Genomic DNA, 16,919 nt, shown 5'->3' on the forward strand with positions numbered 1-16,919 from the left:
CCTAAAATTTAGAGATTTCATTAACACCTTTACTGCTAATGTTGTCGTAAGTTTTTATAACGTTTTGAATACTTTCAAAGTGTCTGTGTGCTTTGATAAGCTCAGACATTTCCTGAATGGCATTAACGTTTGATTGTTCTACATAACCTTGATGAATAGCTGTTTTAAGTGGAGTGTTGGAAATATTGTTCAGATCTTTATTTATGAATAATGAACTCCCTTCTTTTCTTAGGGCGTGAATATCTTTGAATTCACGAACGCTCATTTCTCCGACTTTGATATTGCCAGTGAAAATCTCACCTTGAAGATTTATAGAAATATTTCCACCATTGGCCTTAATAAAACGCTCTTCTGGTTTTGGAAGTGTGTTTACTGCATTTACGTTTGTATTTAAATCTGGAGGAAGATCTAGTTTAGATAAGACTTTGAAGCCTTGATCGGTTACAAGATGTCCTTGATTATCTAAAGAGAGCATACCTCTTCTTGTATAACGAATACCATTTGGTGTAAGAACTTCAAGAAAGCCCTTGCCGAATAACCCAACATCTAATGGGTTTTTAGTAGGTCTTAATTGTCCTTGTTCAAAAATTGTGTAATTGCCATCCGCCTCAACTTTAGAATGTTCAGCACCCTGGCTTCTGTAAAAATCTTCTGGAGCAAATTCTTTATTGGGTATATCAATGTCCTCGACACCTTTATCTAGTGCCGTGAGATATTCACGAAATGTAACTTCGTCCTTTTTAAATCCTGGTGTGTTTGCATTAGCAACATTGTTGGCAATTGTTTCAACTTTCCTCTGTTGAGCAATCGCGCCAGAAAGTGGGACCCATAATTCCTTCAATTCACCCTCCTGGTGAGCCTTAGGAAAATAGTATCAATCCCTATGCCATAGATTCCACATGGGTAAAATTGACCCACTGAATAAGTCTTTGAAATTATGTCAAAACTGGTTTCAGATAGAGATAATAATGTTATAGATATAGAGATATATGAAAATTTTTCTCAAATTATGACCATGATGCGTCAAAGGTATGACATATGAGTAAAGAAACAAATTCATTTGAATCATCATTAACAGACCTTGAAAAAGTTGTGCGTGAACTTGAATCTGGTGAGCTTTCATTGGATGAAAGTTTAGTGGCCTTTGAAAAAGGTGTTAAACTTTATAAAGGCTGCAAAGACTATCTCACTAAGGCCGAGAAGAAGCTTTCAAAACTAACCGATAGTCTAAAAGAAGAAGAATTAGAATAGTGCGATATCTCGCTTTTGTTTTTATCCTATTCATTTGTTTTTCATGTTCTCAATCAGAGAAAGAGAGAAATATTCTTTTCACTGGTGTAGATGTTGATAAAACAATGGCCATTAAAAGCTCGCCCTTTATCAGTAAAGAAAGAGTTCGATCTCTAGATATGGGTCCTATAAATGTTGAGGGCCCTGATCAAGTTTATGACGAAAAAATTGAAAATAAAAAAGTTATTGCCCTCTATTTAGGACCAGGACTTCATAAATCATTTGCCTACATTCCAGTTATTTCGTGCTTAAAAAGAATGGATCTAGATTTTCATATCATTGCTGGAGCAGAGTTTTCTGCGATGATAGCATCTTTATACGCTTATGATTTAACCGCTGAGGAAATTGACTGGAAACTTTATCAAATGTCTGAAGAGATAAAGAATAAGACAATTTATTCAAAGGATTGGAGTGAGACAATAGTTAAGTTTGTAGACAAAGAGTTTAAGAACAAAAGAATTCAAGGAGCAACAAAGGTTTTAGCTGTTGCTGAATATGATTTAAAAAAGAAGAAAAATGTTCTTACGTTTAAAGGAAACTTGAAAACGTCGCTTTTAAACAATCTCTCTTTAACTTTTAGCGGCAATAACGTTAATTCAGTATTTGGCAGCGAAGATGATATAGTAGAGGAGCTTAAAAAAAGAGCTGACTATGTCATTGTCCTAGATGTCCTTGGAGATAAATTGAAATTGAATTCAATTAATGACTATCTTTATGGCGTCTATGGAAAATTGATCGGTCATAATATAAAATTTGATACACGTGCAGATTTAAAACTCAAAATTCCTGTGGATGAATTTGAATTAGATACTGAGAAAATTGGTGATGTAATTCAAGTAGGGAAGGAATATTGCAAAAAAGTAGAATCTTTTTTGACTGAGTTAAAAGATAAAAAAGAGGAATAGATTTAATGAAGAAGTTGATCATAAGACTGATCCTAGGCGGATTAACTGCTGGTATTCTTGGAGTTATCGCCCTTGCCTTGCTATTTGTTTATTTTTCATTCGGATTACCGAAAATTCAAAGTTTGGCCGATTATAAACCAGCATTACCATCACAGATTTTATCTAAAGATGGGGTTGTCTTAGCTGAAATTGGTAAAGAGCGCAGAGAAATTGCAAAATTTGATGAGATTCCAAAACTGATTGTGAATTCATTTTTGTCTGCGGAGGATGATGGTTTCTATGAACATAAAGGAGTTGATTACCTAGGTGTTCTTAGAGCTATGCTTGCAAATATTAAGGCAGGTCGAGTTGTGCAAGGGGGAAGTACAATCACCCAACAGGTTGCAAAGTCACTTCTTTTATCTCGTGAACGATCAATTTCTAGGAAAGTAAAAGATTTCCTTTTGGCCCAAAAAATTGAAGAGAAGTTTACTAAGGAAGAGATTTTATTTTTATATTTAAATCAAGTTTATCTTGGTGGTGGATACTACGGAGTTAAAACGGCATTTCGTGGTTACTTCGGTAAAGAGTTAAGTGAAGCGACTGTCGCCGAGTCGGCCATGATTGCTGGTCTTCTCGTTGCTCCTGGGCGCTATTCCCCTTATATTAATCCAAAGTTTGCATATAAGAGACAACACTATGTTCTAGGGAGATTGTTGGCCAACGGAAAAATATCAAAAGAGCAGTATGAAGAGGCCCTAAAAGAAAAAATTAGATTTAGGCTTCGTGAAGATAATGATTTCAGAGCGGGTTATTTCACAGATTGGATTCGTCAAAGAGTTATCACGGCCATTGGCGAAGAAGAGTTTTTAACTGGTGGTTATAAAGTTCAAACAACTCTTGATTATGAGCTACAAAAGGCAGCAGAATTACAAGTACGTTATGGTGTAAAAGAAGTAGATAAGAGACAGGGATTTAATGGACCGCTTGCGACTTTAGCACCATCTGAAATTAATGATGAATATATTAAAAAATTCAGAACAGACTTCTATATGAATAAGTCTGAGTTTTTCACGTTAAGTGAATCTTTGGAAAGGGAATATGAAATGGCCTTTGACGAAGAAGAACTCACAAAAATTGTAGAACATCGTGATGAATTCACTGGAAAAATTAGATCAAAAAATTATCTGCATGGTAATTTAAAAGACGACAAACTTTTAAATGCTCTTGAAGTAGGCAAGTCTTACGAGGCGTATGTTCTACATACTGATGACGATTCACGATTGATTTATGTCAATCTAGGTGGTCTTACTGGGGTTATTCCATATAGATATTTTAGATGGGCACATGAAAGAATCATTAGTGAAGAAAGAAACTTTTTTCCATATGTGACTCGTCCTAGCAGTATTGTAAAACCTGGTGACAAAATCCTTGTTGAGCTAATGGGGAAAAACACTGGTCTGTTGCCGCAAATGTGGTCAACAGGAAAAGAGAGACTAGAGCGAAGTAAAGATAAAGAAATTGTTGAGAAAGAAAAATATCTTCTTGTTATGCTGGATCAAGAGCCGATTGCAGAGGCCGGGCTCGTATCAATTAGACCTGATACAGGAGAACTAATCTCTATGGTTGGAGGTTATGATTTCAAACGTTCTCAATTTAATAGAGCGCTACAATCAAGAAGACAGCCAGGATCATCATTTAAGCCACTTCTATTTGCCGCTGGTCTAGAAAATGGATTTACACCTAATTCTATTATTATAGATTCACCAGAGGCCCTTGGGGGAGTTGATGCAAGTTTAAATTGGAAGCCAAGAAATTATGATGGAAAGTTCAAAGGGCCAATTACATATAGAAACTCACTTGAACAAAGTAGAAATATTCCAACGATCAAAATTACTGAAAAAATTGGAGTGCCAACAATATTTAAATTCATGGATAGAATTGGATTCAATGCCAAGCTTGATAGAGACCTAAGTCTTTCTCTCGGGTCTTTTGGCGTTACTCTAATGGATATTGTGAAGACATTTTCAATTTTTCCTAATGGTGGAAAACTCTTGAAGGTTAAATCAATAGTTTCTCTTACTGATCGCGAAGGAAGACAGTACGACAATCTTGATAATTTGAATAAGGATGATGTCGTAGCTCCTGAAGTTGAAACAACTGAAGTAAAACCAGTAGAAGAACCTATCCAAGAGGAAGTCGCACAAGTTGAAGAAGAAAAGAAAATAAATCCTTATCATGAACTTTTAAATGATGAACAAGTTTACGATCCTAGACTTGCCTATATTATGACAAACCTTATGAAGGGTGTTGTTAATTATGGAACAGGAAAAGGTGCTAAGAGTGTAAGTACCTTCTTGGGCGGGAAAACAGGAACAACTAACAACTATGTTGATGCTTGGTTTATCGGTTTTTCAGCAAACGTAGTGACGGGTGTATGGACAGGATTCGATGACAATAAGACTCTCGGTTGGGGTGAGACTGGTGCAAAAACTGCGCTTCCAATTTGGAAAGATTTCATGCAAAAGGCCATTGAAAGATATGGAGAGCGTGACTTCAGTGTTCCTTTAGGAATTGTTAACGTTCCGATTAATAAAGAGACTGGCCGCCTCGCAAAGAATGGTGAGAAAGAGTATTTTCTGGAATCATTTGTTGAAGGAACTGAGCCAGGTTCTGAGACAGTTGAAGAGATAAAAGTTGACCCTAAAGGTCAGCTACTTGAAGATGATGAATACTTCAATAATCAGTAAAACCTTTTAAGTAAAAAATCTACCTGCCGATAAAGCTCATGGTGCTATAGCACCGTGAGCGAGGCGCGATGAAGAATCAACCAACAAATTTAAAAAAAGTAATCTTAATGAGTGTATTTTTCTCATTTATGATTCACGTTGGTTTTCTTGTTTCAAAATATGATGTCTACTCTCTAATTAAAAATTCTGAAGAAGAAGCACCAAAGAAACCTCAGAAGATTAAACTTGTTTTTAAAGATAAAGCAAAAGTTGAAAAACAAATCGTTAATAATATCAAACAACAAAATCAAGAGAAACCTGAAGATTCTAAGTTTTTGAGTCACAGCAACCAAAGAGTTGATCGTCAGAGTGTTTCCAAAGATATTGGCTCATTTAAAGAGGCCGGCCTAGGTTCAAAAACAGCGATGGATATGGATCAAGGTGGAAAGAATGATAAAACGCCAAAGAAAAAAGTTAAAAAAGGTAAGAATAAGAAAATTTCATTTTCTGATTTGGCCTTCTCAAAAAATCCAGTTAAGAAAAATGTGATGGCACAGGCCAAAGGCCTTAAAAATGGAAATGCAAATGAACGAGGATTGTCACGTGCGAATGACTTCGTAGAAGAAATTCCCCTAGGTGATATGACTAAACTTAATACTACAGAGTATAAGTATTACGGCTTCTATTTTAGAATTCGTCAGCGTCTTGAGCAGTATTGGGGTAATTCAATCCAAGAGAAGGCCAAGAAAATAATGAGTTCTGGAAGACGTGTTCCAGCGAGTGAAAATCATATAACGTCACTTAGAATCGTTCTCGATGAGAAAGGTAATATTGTCGACATTATAGTTAAAAGTACTTCAGGAATTGCAGAACTTGATGAAGCCGCTATCGAATCGTTTAATAAAGCTGGGCCATTTCCAAATCCTCCAAAGGGACTTGTTAAAAATGGTGTTGCAACAATCGAATGGGGATTTGTTGTAAAATCTTAGTGAGATGAAGACTTAAGCATAGTCTTTAGCTTGTTAATCCCTTCCATCATTACGTAATCATTCCAAATTGAGTCTAGTTCTCTAACTGTTTCAACAATTTGAATTGCCGCTTGGTCGTAAGAAATTTTTTGGCTTTCTGCTAAATGTGAGATCGCAATTGAAAGAGCTTTAATGGCCTCTGTCTGACAAGTGGCCGATAGTCTTTCTTCATAGCTGCTATCAATTCTTTTTTCTTTGCTCTTGATGATTGCTGTATTGATTAATTGAATTGATTCTTGATTGTTATTCATAGCTCTGGAAATCCTCTTCAGATGGGCCTGTCAAACGCTTGCAGTATGAGACTTTAACAACAGTTTGTGAAGTAAAAAAAGCCACAATTAAAAAAAGTTTATAGTAGGTAATTCGTTTAGATATGCGGTGTGAATATGTTTAGGAAAATTGTGGATAAGTTGTGTGAATTAGTTGAAAACCCCCGCAAAAGCAGGGGCTTCCTAAGATTATAGTTCGCTGCAATGTTGTTCGTAATCAGCACTTGACAGTAGTGAATCAAGTTCAGAAAGGTTCGTTGCCTTTACTTTAATGATCCATGAGTCATATGGAGACTGGTTACAAAGCTCTGGAGATGATTCAAGTTCGTTGTTTGCTTCAACAACTTCACCAGTAATTGGTGAGTATAAATCACTTACAGATTTAATAGATTCAACAACACCAAAAGTGCTTGCTTGATCTAGAGTTGAACCAACTTCTGGTAGCTCAACGAAGACGATGTCCCCTAGAGCTGATTGTGCGAAGTCTGTAATACCGATAGTTACGATATCACCTTCAATTTTCGCCCATTCGTGGTCTTTAGTGTACTTAAGTGTTGATGGTACTTGATGAGACATTATTTGTGTCCTCCTGTTACAAAAGCTTTCGCATAGTATGTTGCTTCGAAATCATTTTTACGAATTCTAATTTTATAGTTTTTATCTTTTGGATTTTTGTTTGCTTCTACCTGGCAAATGGCCACACCTTTATTCGCAGTTACTGACATTGTTCCAGAAGTTACTTTTCCAATGATTTCATCTGCGGCATTAAGAACTTCATAACCTTCTCTTGGAATTCCTTTTTCAAGAGCGAGCTTAACAAGAGTGTACTTGGCTTGATATTCACTTAATGCTTGTTTGCCAATGAACTCAGGTTTATTAAGTTTTACTGTCCACTTAAGACCAGCATCCAATGGAGTTATGTCATCTGTAATTTCGTGACCGTAAAGAGGATAACAAACTTCAACTCTTAGGACGTCTCTCGCTGCCAAACCACATGGAGCGACACCAACAGAAAGAAGTTTGTCCCAAAGTTCTCCTGCGAATTTATGTGAACAGAAAATTTCAAATCCATCCTCACCTGTGTAACCAGTTCTTGCGAGAATTAATTCATTTCCATTGAATTCACTTTCTTTAACAGAATAGTATGGGAATTCAGCACTATCGATAATTTCTAAATCTTTTAGGATTTGTTCTGTCTTAGGACCTTGGATGGCCAAAAGTGAGTATTCGCTTGAAAGATTTGTAAGAGTACAGTCAAAGTCTCCCACAAATTCATTGAACCAATCCCAGTCTTTTTCAATATTCGATGCGTTTACACAAATAAGAACGCGACCATGTGAAAGTTTATAAGCAATAAGATCGTCGATGACAGTTCCGTTTTCTCTACATAGTGGAGAATAAACGGCCTTATTAGATCCTGCTCCGAGAAAATCATTTGTTACCATGAAGTCCACAAACTTTTCTGCGTCTTCACCCACACATAGAAATTCTCCCATGTGACTAACATCGAAAACACCACAGTTTGAACGAACAGCGATAACTTCTTCTTTAACTGAAGAGTATTGAAGTGGCATATCAAAACCAGCAAATGGCGCCATTTTCGCACCAAGGTTTACATGCTTATTATGCAATGAAGTAAGTTGTAGAGACATGATTTCTCCTTAATAATTTTCTTATGGATATAAGCTCTTTTTAGCAGCTTGTAAAAGATTTTGAGCAAGAGAGAGAATGGTCATGGGACCTATTCCACCAGGAACAGGAGTTATGGCCTTAACTTTATTAGAAAGAGTTTGAAAGTCACAATCTCCAACTGTTTTGTTATCATTGTTTTTGTTGATTCCAACATCAATTACAATTTGAGTTTTATCATCGCGAACATGATCGCAATTAATAAAACCTTCCTGACCAATTGCACTGATAATGATATCAGCACTTTTAGTGATCTCTTTTAAGTTTTTAGTTTTTGAATGACAAACAGTTACCGTTGCATTGTAGTTCATTAAAAGTAGGGCCAAAGGTTTTCCCACAATTAGCGATCGTCCAACAACGACAATTTTTTTTCCTTCAAGGTCGATATTGTAGAACTTGCAAAGTGTGACGATTCCTTTCGGAGTACATGGAGCAAGTATCTTATCTTCTTTGTTACCTTTGTAGAGTTCAAAAACATTCAGTGGATGAAAACCGTCTACATCTTTTGTTTCATTGACAAGAGTCGTGACATCAAGATGCTTTAACTTCTTAGGAAGGGGAAGTTGGATTAGTAATCCATGAACGCTATTATCATTATTGATATTTTCAACTTCGTTTAGGAAATCTTTTTCATCAATATCAGCAGACAGTTTTATAATGTCGCACTTGGCACCGATCTTTTCGCAAAAAGCTTTTTTATTTTTTGTGTAAATGACACTCGCCGGATTATCTCCAACAAGGATCACTTTAAGATACGGAGTAACCCCCTTACTTTTAAGTAAGTTGCACTCATTAATGAGGTCATTGATATTTTTATCAACGACGGGTTTTGCGCTAAGCACATTAGACATAATCGATTTACTCCTAAAGAGTTGATATATTAACTAAAAATATCTTCTTCGCAAAGTTGTTAAAAAACATCGTTTTGAGTATAAAGCACGAAGATGGAGGTCCTATGCAATTTTATATTGGACTTGGAATGCAACTTATTGGTTTTGCATCTGTGGGAATGTGCTTATTTGCAGGTATGACTAAGGGAGATTATGGTCAATTGGAGTTAGTCCAATTAATTGGTGGCTCTGCGTTGTTCTATATTGGCTCTGCAATTAAAGGCAAATCAAAATAACTAATCATAGACGATAGGGGACAAGGCCTTGTAGAATACTCTTATGATTATTCTTGGCGTTGACCCTGGATCTCGCAAAGCAGGCTTTGCACTCATTGAGCTTCACGGTAAAAAAATAAATTATATAACTTCGGGCGTTATGAAATATGACGATGTGGACGAGTTCGTAGATAGACTTGGACATATTTATGATTCATGCGAGGAATTAATTCGCGGCCACGCTCCTGCTGAAATTGCTATCGAATCGTTAATTTATGTTAAAAGTGTAACTTCGCTGGCAAAGCTTGCTCAGGCCCGTGGAGCTATGATTGCTGCTTTTATGAAAACAAATAAGGGCAAAGTTTTTGAATATAGTCCGAACCTTATCAAATCAACGGTGACGGGGCATGGGCACGCAACGAAAGAAAGTGTGGACAAGGCCTTAACGATGATATTTGGTAAAATTGAATTTAAAACACACGATGAATCAGATGCGCTAGCAATAGCAGTTTGTCATGCTTTAAGTCGCGACATTAAAATTGTCACAAATAAAAAAGCTATTCATTCTTCAAAGAGCAGATCTCTCAAATCAGTATTTGCTCATAAAATACAGGAAAAAAGATGATTGGATTTTTACAAGGTGATGTACTTTTCAGTGATGGAAATGAAATCATTATAAATACGAGAAGTGGAACAGGATACCAAGTTTACTTTTCAAATGTCGCCCTAGAGGGGTCAAAAATTAGTATTTACGTGAGTCACATTGTTAAAGAAGGCTCAGAGGAATTATACGGTTTCAAATCTCTTCGCGATAAAAAAATGTTCGAATTGCTAATATCTGTAAAAGGTGTTGGGCCTAAGTCCGCTTTTAATTTGATGGCGGCATTGAGTACAACTCAAATCATTGATTCAGTTTTAAATGATGACAAGAAAACTTTAACGAAGGCCCCTGGGGTTGGAACTAAAGCAGCATCTCAGATGATTCTTGATCTTACTAAGAAAATTGAAAAAATTAGAATGTACTCTAATAAAACGATCGTAATTTCTGAAATTAGTTCTGGTGAAGTTGAATATGAATATTCTCAACCGTTATTATTTGAAGATGCACCTTCAGAAGTTTCTGCAGTAGTGGAGAATGATCAGGTTCTAAGAGAAACGATCATGGCCTGTAAAGAACTTGGATTCAAAGAAGACAAAGTCATGTCTCTTGCCCACAGAATTATGTCTGAAAATAATATCGTCAAAGCAGAGCAATTAGTTCACCTAGTTTTAAAGGAAATTTAAAAAGTGGAAGAAAACGAAAGATTGATGTCCTCTTCAATTACTGATCAAGAATATAAGCAAGAAGTCTTTCTTAGACCGAAGGATTTTAGTGAATATATTGGCCAAAAAAAGGTCGTTCAGAATATTGAAGTCATGGTTGAATCCGCAAAACTGCGTGAACAAACTATGGACCATTGTCTTTTGTCAGGACCCCCAGGCCTAGGGAAAACATCGTTAGCGATGATTATTTCAAAGGCCCTTGGCACAGAACTTCATGTGATTTCTGGACCGGCCATTGAAAAAAAAGGGGATCTTGCTGCGATCCTTACAAATTTACAACCTCACGATGTTTTATTTATTGATGAAATTCATCGTATGCATATTTCAGTAGAGGAGATTCTCTACTCTGCAATGGAAGATTATCGATTAGATATTCTTATTGGTCAGGGGCCAAGTGCCAGAACTATGCAAATAGACATTGCTCCTTTTACCTTGATAGGTGCCACAACGAGATCGGGATTATTATCCAACCCGCTACGCGATCGTTTTATGGCCCATCTCCATTTTGATTTTTATAAAGCTGAAGAGTTGGCCCAGATTGTAAGAAATAATTCTCACAAAATGGAAATTACTCTGAGTGAAGGTGTTGATCTTCATATTGCAAAATGCTCAAGGGGAACACCGAGGATCGCAAATAGAATTCTAAGACGCGTTCGCGATTTTGCCATCGTTGCAAGAAACACTAAAGTAACTGAGCAAGATGTTGAGAAGGCCTTAGGTCTTATGGAAATTGATTACTATGGCCTAGACAGAATGGATCGTAAGATTCTTTCAGTTATTAAAGACTATTATGGTGGTGGCCCTGTAGGTATTGAGGCCTTGTGTGCAACTTTGTCTGAAGATAGAACGACAATTGAAGATGTTTATGAGCCATATCTTCTTAAAGAAGGTTTTCTTATCAGAACTCCTCGTGGAAGAGAAATATCTGAAAAGGCGAAAGATCATATAGAGAAGTCAAATTTCTAACACTGAAGGTATTTTTTACAAAGTAAATAATGTGCTCTGAACTGAAGTGATATATTCACGCATTATTGGAGTTATTATGAAAGAAATCTTTTCAGTGATTCTTTTTAGTTCACTTTTTATTTTTAATTCTTGTGCCTCAATGAGTACTGAACAAGTACAAACGGGTCCTAGTGAAGATATTGCTAAGAATATTAACCCATTCTATTCAGATGGTTGTAGCCGCTGGCCAGAAGGTACAAAAGATAAACCTTTTGCTTGGTTAGGCTGTTGTTTTGAACATGACAAGGCCTACTGGATGGGTGGCTCTGATTGGGATCGCAAACTAGCTGATCGTAAACTCAAACAATGTGTATCGAAAAATTTCTCTGATTGGATGGGAATTGTAATGTATCTTGGTGTTAGGGCCGGAGGAAGTCCAAGCTTTGAAACTGATTATAGATGGGGCTACGGATGGAAGTACAACCGTGGTTATACTCCCTTAACAAAAAAAGAGCGTGAAATTCTTATGTCATTTCTGCCAACAGCAGAAGATGATATTTGGGATTATATTACGATCCCTCACTACGAAGACAAAGAATAATTTATCTCTCAACAATCGCCATGGTGAGAGTGCTTAAGCAAACGAGCTTATCATTCTCATCTGTGATTTTAATTTCCCAAAGATGACTCTTTCTTCCCTTGTGCATAATTTGAGCTTTCGCTGTGACTAGACCACTGCTTACGGGACGTAAGTGATTTGCGGTAATAGATTGGCCAACAGCATAGCTAATTTTATTATCAAGAATGAGATTGCTGGCAACACTTCCAACAGATTCGGCCAAAACGCAGCTTGCTCCGCCGTGAAGGACACCGTAGGGTTGGTGAGTTGTTGAATTTACAGGCATTGTTCCAACCAAAAAATCTGGGCCAATTTCAGTGATATTGATATTTAAATGCTCTAAGAGAGTGTTTTTATTGATTGAATTGATTTTTTCTAATGTGAGCTCTTTATGAAACCAAATCATCTTAACTCCTTGAAAATACGATGTCTTTTACTCGGTCTTTACTCTAAGTGTTTATAAAGATTGGCAGTTTTTAAAAACTGCAAAAATTCAATAACTTAAAATTTATCGTCAAAATAGTTGATATGTTTGGCAATTATTACATTCTTTATGACCACAAGTATAGAAACGATTATTATGGGAGATGGAAGAGCATCCGTTTCTTCTGACGAGGCAAAACTTTCTAAAGCGTGACCCTCGTGAAAAAGCTTATATACTTGAATATAGCTGTTTACAACGCATGTTGCATTGGATTAAAATAGCCTAAATTGCTAAAAACACTGGATTTTGTTTAATGTTATATCAAAGAACTATCGCCAAATCTGTAAGTATCACAGGAATCGGTATTCACTCAGGAAGAAAAGTTACGATGAAACTTCATCCTGCTGAAGCTGATACGGGCGTGCGTTTTAAACGTGTAGACATTCCAGGTTCGGAAATTCTTAGAGCATCTGCGACTTCAGTAGGTGCAACAGAAAATAATACAACAATTGGTGAAGGTGTTAATGCTGTTCATACAGTAGAGCACTTACTTTCAGTTCTTTATGGACTAGGTATTGATAACGTCTTTATTGAAATTGATGGCCCTGAAGTTCCGATCATGGATGGCTCAGGTGCTTCTTTTGTTTTTGTATTAAAAGAAATCGGAATCACAACTCTGAATAAATCGAAAAAGTTTCTAGTAGTACTAGAACCTGTTGAAGTTAGAGTTGATGACAAGTGGGCGAGAATCGAACCTGCTTCTCGTTTGATTATCGATTCAACGATTGTTTTCACTCACCCATTAATTAAGACTCAAAGAAAGACTTTTGAATTTAGTTGCGAAAATTATATCAATGAAATTGGTAGAGCTCGTACATTTGGTCTTTTAAGAGACGTTGATATGTTAAAGAGAAAAGGCCTAATCAAAGGTGGATCTCTCGACAATGCCATCGTTTTAGATGAATACAAAGTTGTAAATGAAGACGGTTTAAGATTTAGAGATGAATTTGTTAGACATAAAATTCTTGATACTGTCGGCGACTTCGGCCTTTTAGGTCATGAGATTGCTGGAAAAATTACAACTTATAAATCTGGTCATAATCTGCACAATCTTCTGTGTCGTAAACTTCTAGAGACGCCAAGTGCTTATCAAATTGTTGCCGCTTCATCACTAGAAAAAGAAGCGCTAGAAGCGTTTGAACTCCCTCTGGCACTTACCCCCAGTTACTCTTAAATAAAAGACATTTCCCCTTTTTATTAATGTTAAACTCTGATAAATAGGCTATGCTCATAGGGCATAGCTTCAAATTTTTTTTAAAACAAAAGGATCGGTATGAAACTGTCAAAAGGCTTTTGGCAAACATATAAAGAAACACCTGCGGATGCTGAAATCACATCTCATAAATTAATGATTAGAGCAGGACTCATTCATAAATCAGGAAGTGGACTTTATAACTATCTACCGATGGGCTACCGTTCAATCAGAAAAGTTGAAAATATCGTTCGCGAAGAATTGAATAAAATCGGATCGCAAGAACTACTTATGTCTGTAGTGACTCCAGGTGAGCTGTGGCAAGAAACTGGTCGTTGGGACAAGATGGGTGATCTAATGCTTAAGTTTAAAGACAAGGCAGATCGTGATCTTTGTATTTCTCCAACAAATGAAGAGGCAATCACAGATATTTTTAGAAAAACAGTAAAGTCTTATAAGCAACTTCCAGTATCTCTTTACCAAATTAATACAAAGTTCAGAGACGAAATTAGACCACGCTTTGGTCTAATGAGAGGTCGTGAGTTTACGATGAAAGACGCCTATACATTTCATAACGATAAAGAATGTATGGATAAAATCTATGACGATTTTTATGGTGCATACTCAGCAATCTTCACGCGTCTAGGCCTTGAGTTCACTGCTGTTGAAGCTGATGGTGGAGCAATGGCCTCAAGTGATGCCAAAACACATGAGTTCCAAGTTATTGCGGATTCTGGTGAAGATGCGATTATCTACAGCCCAGAAACAGGTTATGCGGCCAACGTAGAAAAAGCAAAAACGAAAAGAGCAAAGGTCGAATTTAATCATACTTCTGATGCTATTGAAGAAGTTGCCACACCAAATAAAGCGACAATTGAAGACGTATGTAATTTCTTAAAAGTACCACAGCATACAAGTCTTAAATCTCTTGTATACGTAGATGAAAGTGGAAAAGAGAAAAAATTCTATCTCCTACTTCTTTTAGGCGATGACTCATTAAATGAAGTTAAACTAGGTGGATTTTTAAAATCAGATAAAGTTCGTGCGGCCCACGATGGTGAGTTAGAAGAGCTTAAATTAGAAAAAGGATTTATTGGGCCAATCGGTCAAAATATCTCAATCGTTTTTGATAGAGAAGTTGATTTAGAAGCGGCCTTTGTTGCTGGAGCTAATAAGAAAGACTTCCATATTAAGAACTTAGTTCCAAAAAGAGATGTTGCAAAATTTGAAGTTGCAGATCTTAGAGAAGCACGCGAAGGTGATTTAACCGAGTGTGGAAAAGGTACAATTAAAGTAAGACGAGGGATCGAAGTTGGGCATATATTCCAACTCGGGGATAAATATACTAAGGGTATGAACGTTACAATTCTTGATTCTAACGGTAAAGCCCAGCATCCACTTATGGGTTGTTATGGTATTGGTGTAACAAGAGTTGTTGCTGCGGCCATCGAACAAAATCATGATGAAAATGGAATTATCTGGCCAGCATCTATAGCTCCATATGATTTATCTTTTGTCTCAATTACAAAATCAGAAGAATACAACAAGCTTGCAGATGATATTTATGAAGAACTTCTAAAAGAAGGTCTAGATGTTGTTTATGACGATAGAAATCAGGGGCCAGGCTTCAAGTTTAAAGATGCAGATCTTTTAGGATTACCAATTCAACTTGTACTCGGAGAGCGTGACCATAAAGAATCGGGCATGCTTGAAATCAGAATTAGAAGAACTGGTAAAACAATCAAAGTTTCAACTGAAGAAGCTGTAAAAAAAGTAAAAAGTGTTCATAAGTTAATTCTATGGAGCGAGCAGAGCAAAGGTTTTGAAGTTGCAAAGCTGATGGAAGAAATTAACAAAGTTCTAGATGTTGAAAAAGAAGTAGTAACAGAATGAAAGAAGTAATCATAGTAGGGCTTCATAGTATTGCCGAGGCCCTAAGAAATAAGAAAAGAAGCTTAACGTCACTCTATGCATCTGAAGACGGTTTGGATGAATTAAAAAAGAAGCATGGAGTAACTAAAGCTGAACTTGAGAGAGTTGAGATAAAACTTTGTTCTTCTCATAAATTACAAGAAGAAGCGAAAAGATATTATTCGATTCACGACTTCAACTACACTCGCGTACCCTCACAGATTTTCTTAATTGCTGAAAGTTTAGAAGAAGAAAATATCGGATGGGTAAGTGATATGGTAAATGGGGGCAAGGCCCCTCGAATCATTTGTCTTGATCAAGTTACAGATGTTCAAAATGCAGCAGCGATAATGCGTACAGCTTGTTTCTATGGTGTAGACGCTATTCTTATTTCTGCTAAAGGTAATTTCGGAATCGCTCCATCATTTGCAAGAATTGCATCGGGTGCACTTGAGCACGTAAAAATTATTAAAGTGGCAAGTCTTCCAAAGGCGATTACAAAGCTAAAATCCCTTGGCTATTCATGTATTGGATTTAGCGAGCACGAAACTCAGGCCGCTGAAAAAATTGATAGCGAAAAAATAGCACTTGTTCTTGGTGCAGAAGATGTTGGATTATCAAACGCAGTTATGAGAATGCTCGATAAAACTGTAGCTTTTAAATCACAAGGACCAATTAAATCATTGAACGTATCAGTGGCTGCAGCAGTGGCCATGGAAAAATTTTTCAGTGGCAACTAATTTAATTGATAGGGAAAAATTTTTTTATTAAAAAAAACTTGCAAACCTAAAACAAAGCTTTTATAACTACTATCCACAAGCTTTAAGAGTGCGCTGGTTTAGCTCAGTTGGTAGAGCAGCGGTTTTGTAAACCGCAGGTCGTAGGTTCGAGTCCTATAACCAGCTCCAGATTTACTCGGGGCGAGATTGCCGAGTGGCCAAAGGCAACAGACTGTAAATCTGTCGGGTTTACCCCTTCGATGGTTCGAATCCATCTCTCGCCACCATCTTGACACTTGATAAAAGTTGATAGATAGTATAAAAAATTATTCTATGCGGGCGTAACTCAGTTGGTAGAGTGTCAGCCTTCCAAGCTGAATGTCGCAAGTTCGATCCTTGTCGCCCGCTCCAAATAAAAAAAGAGTTCTTCGGAACTCTTTTTTTTTGCCCTAAATTCCCCAAAAAACATTGTCCTAGAGCTATTTTTGCTTTACATAAGCCTACCATATGATTTAAAAATATGTGAAATGCAGATTATGGGCTTGCGTGGCTCAGTGGTAGAGTACTCCCTTGGTAAGGGAGAGGTCACGGGTTCAATTCCCGTCGCAAGCTCCATCTCTGAACAACAATGGTTTAGAGGCATTTTTTTTATCTTGTTAATAACGAGTTAGCTTGTAATATTTTAATTTTTTACACGCGATTTTTGCTTTAAGGAGTAGTAATCATGGCAAA

At 36.7% G+C, this 16,919-nt stretch carries 17 protein-coding genes, 4 tRNA genes and 1 pseudogene; 16 read left to right on the top strand and 6 right to left on the bottom strand.

What is annotated here, in order from left to right:
* Position 1 precedes the first annotated feature (1 nt).
* On the bottom strand, positions 2 to 841 hold the full coding sequence (locus tag M899_RS13725) for a flagellar hook-basal body protein (protein WP_021272039.1): 840 nt from the start codon (positions 839 to 841) through the stop codon (positions 2 to 4).
* A 197-nt stretch (positions 842 to 1,038) separates the two neighbouring features.
* Between M899_RS13725 and M899_RS13730 the strand changes: the two genes are divergently transcribed.
* The 4 genes from M899_RS13730 (at position 1,039) to M899_RS13745 (ending at position 5,892) form a co-directional block, all read left to right on the top strand.
* Positions 1,039 to 1,251, top strand: a complete 213-nt coding sequence (locus tag M899_RS13730) for an exodeoxyribonuclease VII small subunit (protein ID WP_021272078.1) — start codon at positions 1,039 to 1,041, stop codon at positions 1,249 to 1,251.
* Complete coding sequence (locus M899_RS13735; protein ID WP_021272058.1) at positions 1,251 to 2,195, top strand: hypothetical protein; 945 nt, start codon at positions 1,251 to 1,253, stop codon at positions 2,193 to 2,195. The genes M899_RS13730 and M899_RS13735 overlap by 1 nt, the downstream gene beginning before the upstream one ends.
* Positions 2,196 to 2,200: 5 nt before the next feature.
* Positions 2,201 to 4,924 carry a penicillin-binding protein 1A gene (locus tag M899_RS13740; protein WP_021272082.1) on the top strand — a complete coding sequence of 908 codons (2,724 nt, stop codon included), beginning with the start codon at positions 2,201 to 2,203 and terminating at the stop codon, positions 4,922 to 4,924.
* 68 nt (positions 4,925 to 4,992) lie between these two features.
* Positions 4,993 to 5,892: an energy transducer TonB family protein gene (locus M899_RS13745; protein WP_021272072.1), complete on the top strand. Its 900-nt coding sequence runs from the start codon at positions 4,993 to 4,995 to the stop codon at positions 5,890 to 5,892.
* Here M899_RS13745 and M899_RS13750 read toward each other — a convergent pair.
* The 4 genes from M899_RS13750 to M899_RS13765 all read right to left on the bottom strand — a co-directional run bounded on the left by M899_RS13750 (position 5,889) and on the right by M899_RS13765 (position 8,740).
* The gene (locus tag M899_RS13750) at positions 5,889 to 6,182 is read right to left on the bottom strand and encodes a hypothetical protein (RefSeq protein WP_021272083.1); all 294 of its coding nucleotides are present in this window, start codon (positions 6,180 to 6,182) and stop codon (positions 5,889 to 5,891) included. The two genes, M899_RS13745 and M899_RS13750, sit on opposite strands and share 4 nt — an antisense overlap.
* Before the next feature lie 207 nt (positions 6,183 to 6,389).
* Entirely contained in the window at positions 6,390 to 6,776 is a 387-nt protein-coding gene (gcvH, locus tag M899_RS13755) for a glycine cleavage system protein GcvH (protein WP_021272065.1), read from the bottom strand.
* On the bottom strand, positions 6,776 to 7,852 hold the full coding sequence (gene gcvT, locus M899_RS13760; RefSeq protein WP_021272044.1) for a glycine cleavage system aminomethyltransferase GcvT: 1,077 nt from the start codon (positions 7,850 to 7,852) through the stop codon (positions 6,776 to 6,778). The genes gcvH and gcvT overlap by 1 nt, the downstream gene beginning before the upstream one ends.
* A gap of 21 nt (positions 7,853 to 7,873) precedes the next feature.
* Positions 7,874 to 8,740 carry a bifunctional 5,10-methylenetetrahydrofolate dehydrogenase/5,10-methenyltetrahydrofolate cyclohydrolase gene (locus tag M899_RS13765; protein ID WP_021272081.1) on the bottom strand — a complete coding sequence of 289 codons (867 nt, stop codon included), beginning with the start codon at positions 8,738 to 8,740 and terminating at the stop codon, positions 7,874 to 7,876.
* A 104-nt stretch (positions 8,741 to 8,844) separates the two neighbouring features.
* Between M899_RS13765 and M899_RS18435 the strand changes: the two genes are divergently transcribed.
* The 5 genes from M899_RS18435 to M899_RS13785 all read left to right on the top strand — a co-directional run bounded on the left by M899_RS18435 (position 8,845) and on the right by M899_RS13785 (position 11,863).
* A complete protein-coding gene (locus tag M899_RS18435) occupies positions 8,845 to 9,015 on the top strand; it encodes a hypothetical protein (protein ID WP_021272067.1) in 171 nt (56 codons plus the stop codon).
* Between the two features lie 43 nt (positions 9,016 to 9,058).
* Positions 9,059 to 9,619 carry a crossover junction endodeoxyribonuclease RuvC gene (gene ruvC / locus M899_RS13770; RefSeq protein WP_021272069.1) on the top strand — a complete coding sequence of 187 codons (561 nt, stop codon included), beginning with the start codon at positions 9,059 to 9,061 and terminating at the stop codon, positions 9,617 to 9,619.
* Positions 9,616 to 10,278 carry a Holliday junction branch migration protein RuvA gene (gene ruvA, locus M899_RS13775; RefSeq protein WP_021272059.1) on the top strand — a complete coding sequence of 221 codons (663 nt, stop codon included), beginning with the start codon at positions 9,616 to 9,618 and terminating at the stop codon, positions 10,276 to 10,278. The genes ruvC and ruvA overlap by 4 nt, the downstream gene beginning before the upstream one ends.
* A 24-nt stretch (positions 10,279 to 10,302) precedes the next feature.
* On the top strand, positions 10,303 to 11,283 hold the full coding sequence (gene ruvB / locus M899_RS13780; protein WP_034729568.1) for a Holliday junction branch migration DNA helicase RuvB: 981 nt from the start codon (positions 10,303 to 10,305) through the stop codon (positions 11,281 to 11,283).
* 76 nt (positions 11,284 to 11,359) lie between these two features.
* The gene (locus M899_RS13785; protein WP_021272051.1) at positions 11,360 to 11,863 is read left to right on the top strand and encodes a hypothetical protein; all 504 of its coding nucleotides are present in this window, start codon (positions 11,360 to 11,362) and stop codon (positions 11,861 to 11,863) included.
* A 1-nt stretch (position 11,864) separates the two neighbouring features.
* On the opposite strand, the gene M899_RS13790 is transcribed toward M899_RS13785, so the two are convergent.
* Positions 11,865 to 12,287, bottom strand: a complete 423-nt coding sequence (locus M899_RS13790) for a hotdog fold thioesterase (RefSeq protein ID WP_021272046.1) — start codon at positions 12,285 to 12,287, stop codon at positions 11,865 to 11,867.
* 331 nt (positions 12,288 to 12,618) lie between these two features.
* Here M899_RS13790 and lpxC point away from each other — a divergent pair, with 331 nt between their 5' ends.
* The 7 genes and pseudogenes from lpxC to M899_RS13825 all read left to right on the top strand — a co-directional run bounded on the left by lpxC (position 12,619) and on the right by M899_RS13825 (position 16,802).
* On the top strand, positions 12,619 to 13,539 hold the full coding sequence (lpxC, locus tag M899_RS13795) for a UDP-3-O-acyl-N-acetylglucosamine deacetylase (RefSeq protein ID WP_021272077.1): 921 nt from the start codon (positions 12,619 to 12,621) through the stop codon (positions 13,537 to 13,539).
* A gap of 99 nt (positions 13,540 to 13,638) precedes the next feature.
* Positions 13,639 to 15,339 (top strand): annotated as a pseudogene (locus M899_RS13800) (proline--tRNA ligase); the annotation flags it as partial.
* Between the two features lie 107 nt (positions 15,340 to 15,446).
* Positions 15,447 to 16,208: a TrmH family RNA methyltransferase gene (locus tag M899_RS13805; RefSeq protein WP_021272092.1), complete on the top strand. Its 762-nt coding sequence runs from the start codon at positions 15,447 to 15,449 to the stop codon at positions 16,206 to 16,208.
* Between the two features lie 92 nt (positions 16,209 to 16,300).
* Positions 16,301 to 16,376, top strand: a tRNA-Thr gene (locus tag M899_RS13810).
* 11 nt (positions 16,377 to 16,387) lie between these two features.
* Positions 16,388 to 16,474 (top strand) — tRNA-Tyr (locus M899_RS13815).
* A gap of 48 nt (positions 16,475 to 16,522) precedes the next feature.
* Positions 16,523 to 16,598 (top strand) — tRNA-Gly (locus M899_RS13820).
* 129 nt (positions 16,599 to 16,727) lie between these two features.
* Positions 16,728 to 16,802, top strand: a tRNA-Thr gene (locus M899_RS13825).
* Positions 16,803 to 16,919 lie beyond the last annotated feature (117 nt).

This window comes from Bacteriovorax sp. BSW11_IV (genome assembly GCF_000447755.1).
Taxonomy (GTDB): Bacteria; Bdellovibrionota; Bacteriovoracia; order Bacteriovoracales; family Bacteriovoracaceae; genus BSW11-IV.

Bases quoted from the DNA above. Each gene is read 5' to 3' on its own strand.
- M899_RS13730 (WP_021272078.1), top strand. From the start codon at position 1,039: ATGAGTAAAGAAACAAATTCATTTGAATCATCATTAACAGACCTTGAA.
- M899_RS13740 (WP_021272082.1), top strand. From the start codon at position 2,201: ATGAAGAAGTTGATCATAAGACTGATCCTAGGCGGATTAACTGCTGGT.
- M899_RS13745 (WP_021272072.1), top strand. From the start codon at position 4,993: ATGAAGAATCAACCAACAAATTTAAAAAAAGTAATCTTAATGAGTGTA.
- M899_RS13750 (WP_021272083.1), bottom strand. From the start codon at position 6,182: ATGAATAACAATCAAGAATCAATTCAATTAATCAATACAGCAATCATC.
- gcvH (WP_021272065.1), bottom strand. From the start codon at position 6,776: ATGTCTCATCAAGTACCATCAACACTTAAGTACACTAAAGACCACGAA.
- gcvT (WP_021272044.1), bottom strand. From the start codon at position 7,852: ATGTCTCTACAACTTACTTCATTGCATAATAAGCATGTAAACCTTGGT.
- M899_RS13765 (WP_021272081.1), bottom strand. From the start codon at position 8,740: ATGTCTAATGTGCTTAGCGCAAAACCCGTCGTTGATAAAAATATCAAT.
- M899_RS18435 (WP_021272067.1), top strand. From the start codon at position 8,845: ATGCAATTTTATATTGGACTTGGAATGCAACTTATTGGTTTTGCATCT.
- ruvC (WP_021272069.1), top strand. From the start codon at position 9,059: ATGATTATTCTTGGCGTTGACCCTGGATCTCGCAAAGCAGGCTTTGCA.
- ruvA (WP_021272059.1), top strand. From the start codon at position 9,616: ATGATTGGATTTTTACAAGGTGATGTACTTTTCAGTGATGGAAATGAA.
- ruvB (WP_034729568.1), top strand. From the start codon at position 10,303: ATGTCCTCTTCAATTACTGATCAAGAATATAAGCAAGAAGTCTTTCTT.
- M899_RS13785 (WP_021272051.1), top strand. From the start codon at position 11,360: ATGAAAGAAATCTTTTCAGTGATTCTTTTTAGTTCACTTTTTATTTTT.
- M899_RS13790 (WP_021272046.1), bottom strand. From the start codon at position 12,287: ATGATTTGGTTTCATAAAGAGCTCACATTAGAAAAAATCAATTCAATC.
- lpxC (WP_021272077.1), top strand. From the start codon at position 12,619: ATGTTATATCAAAGAACTATCGCCAAATCTGTAAGTATCACAGGAATC.
- M899_RS13805 (WP_021272092.1), top strand. From the start codon at position 15,447: ATGAAAGAAGTAATCATAGTAGGGCTTCATAGTATTGCCGAGGCCCTA.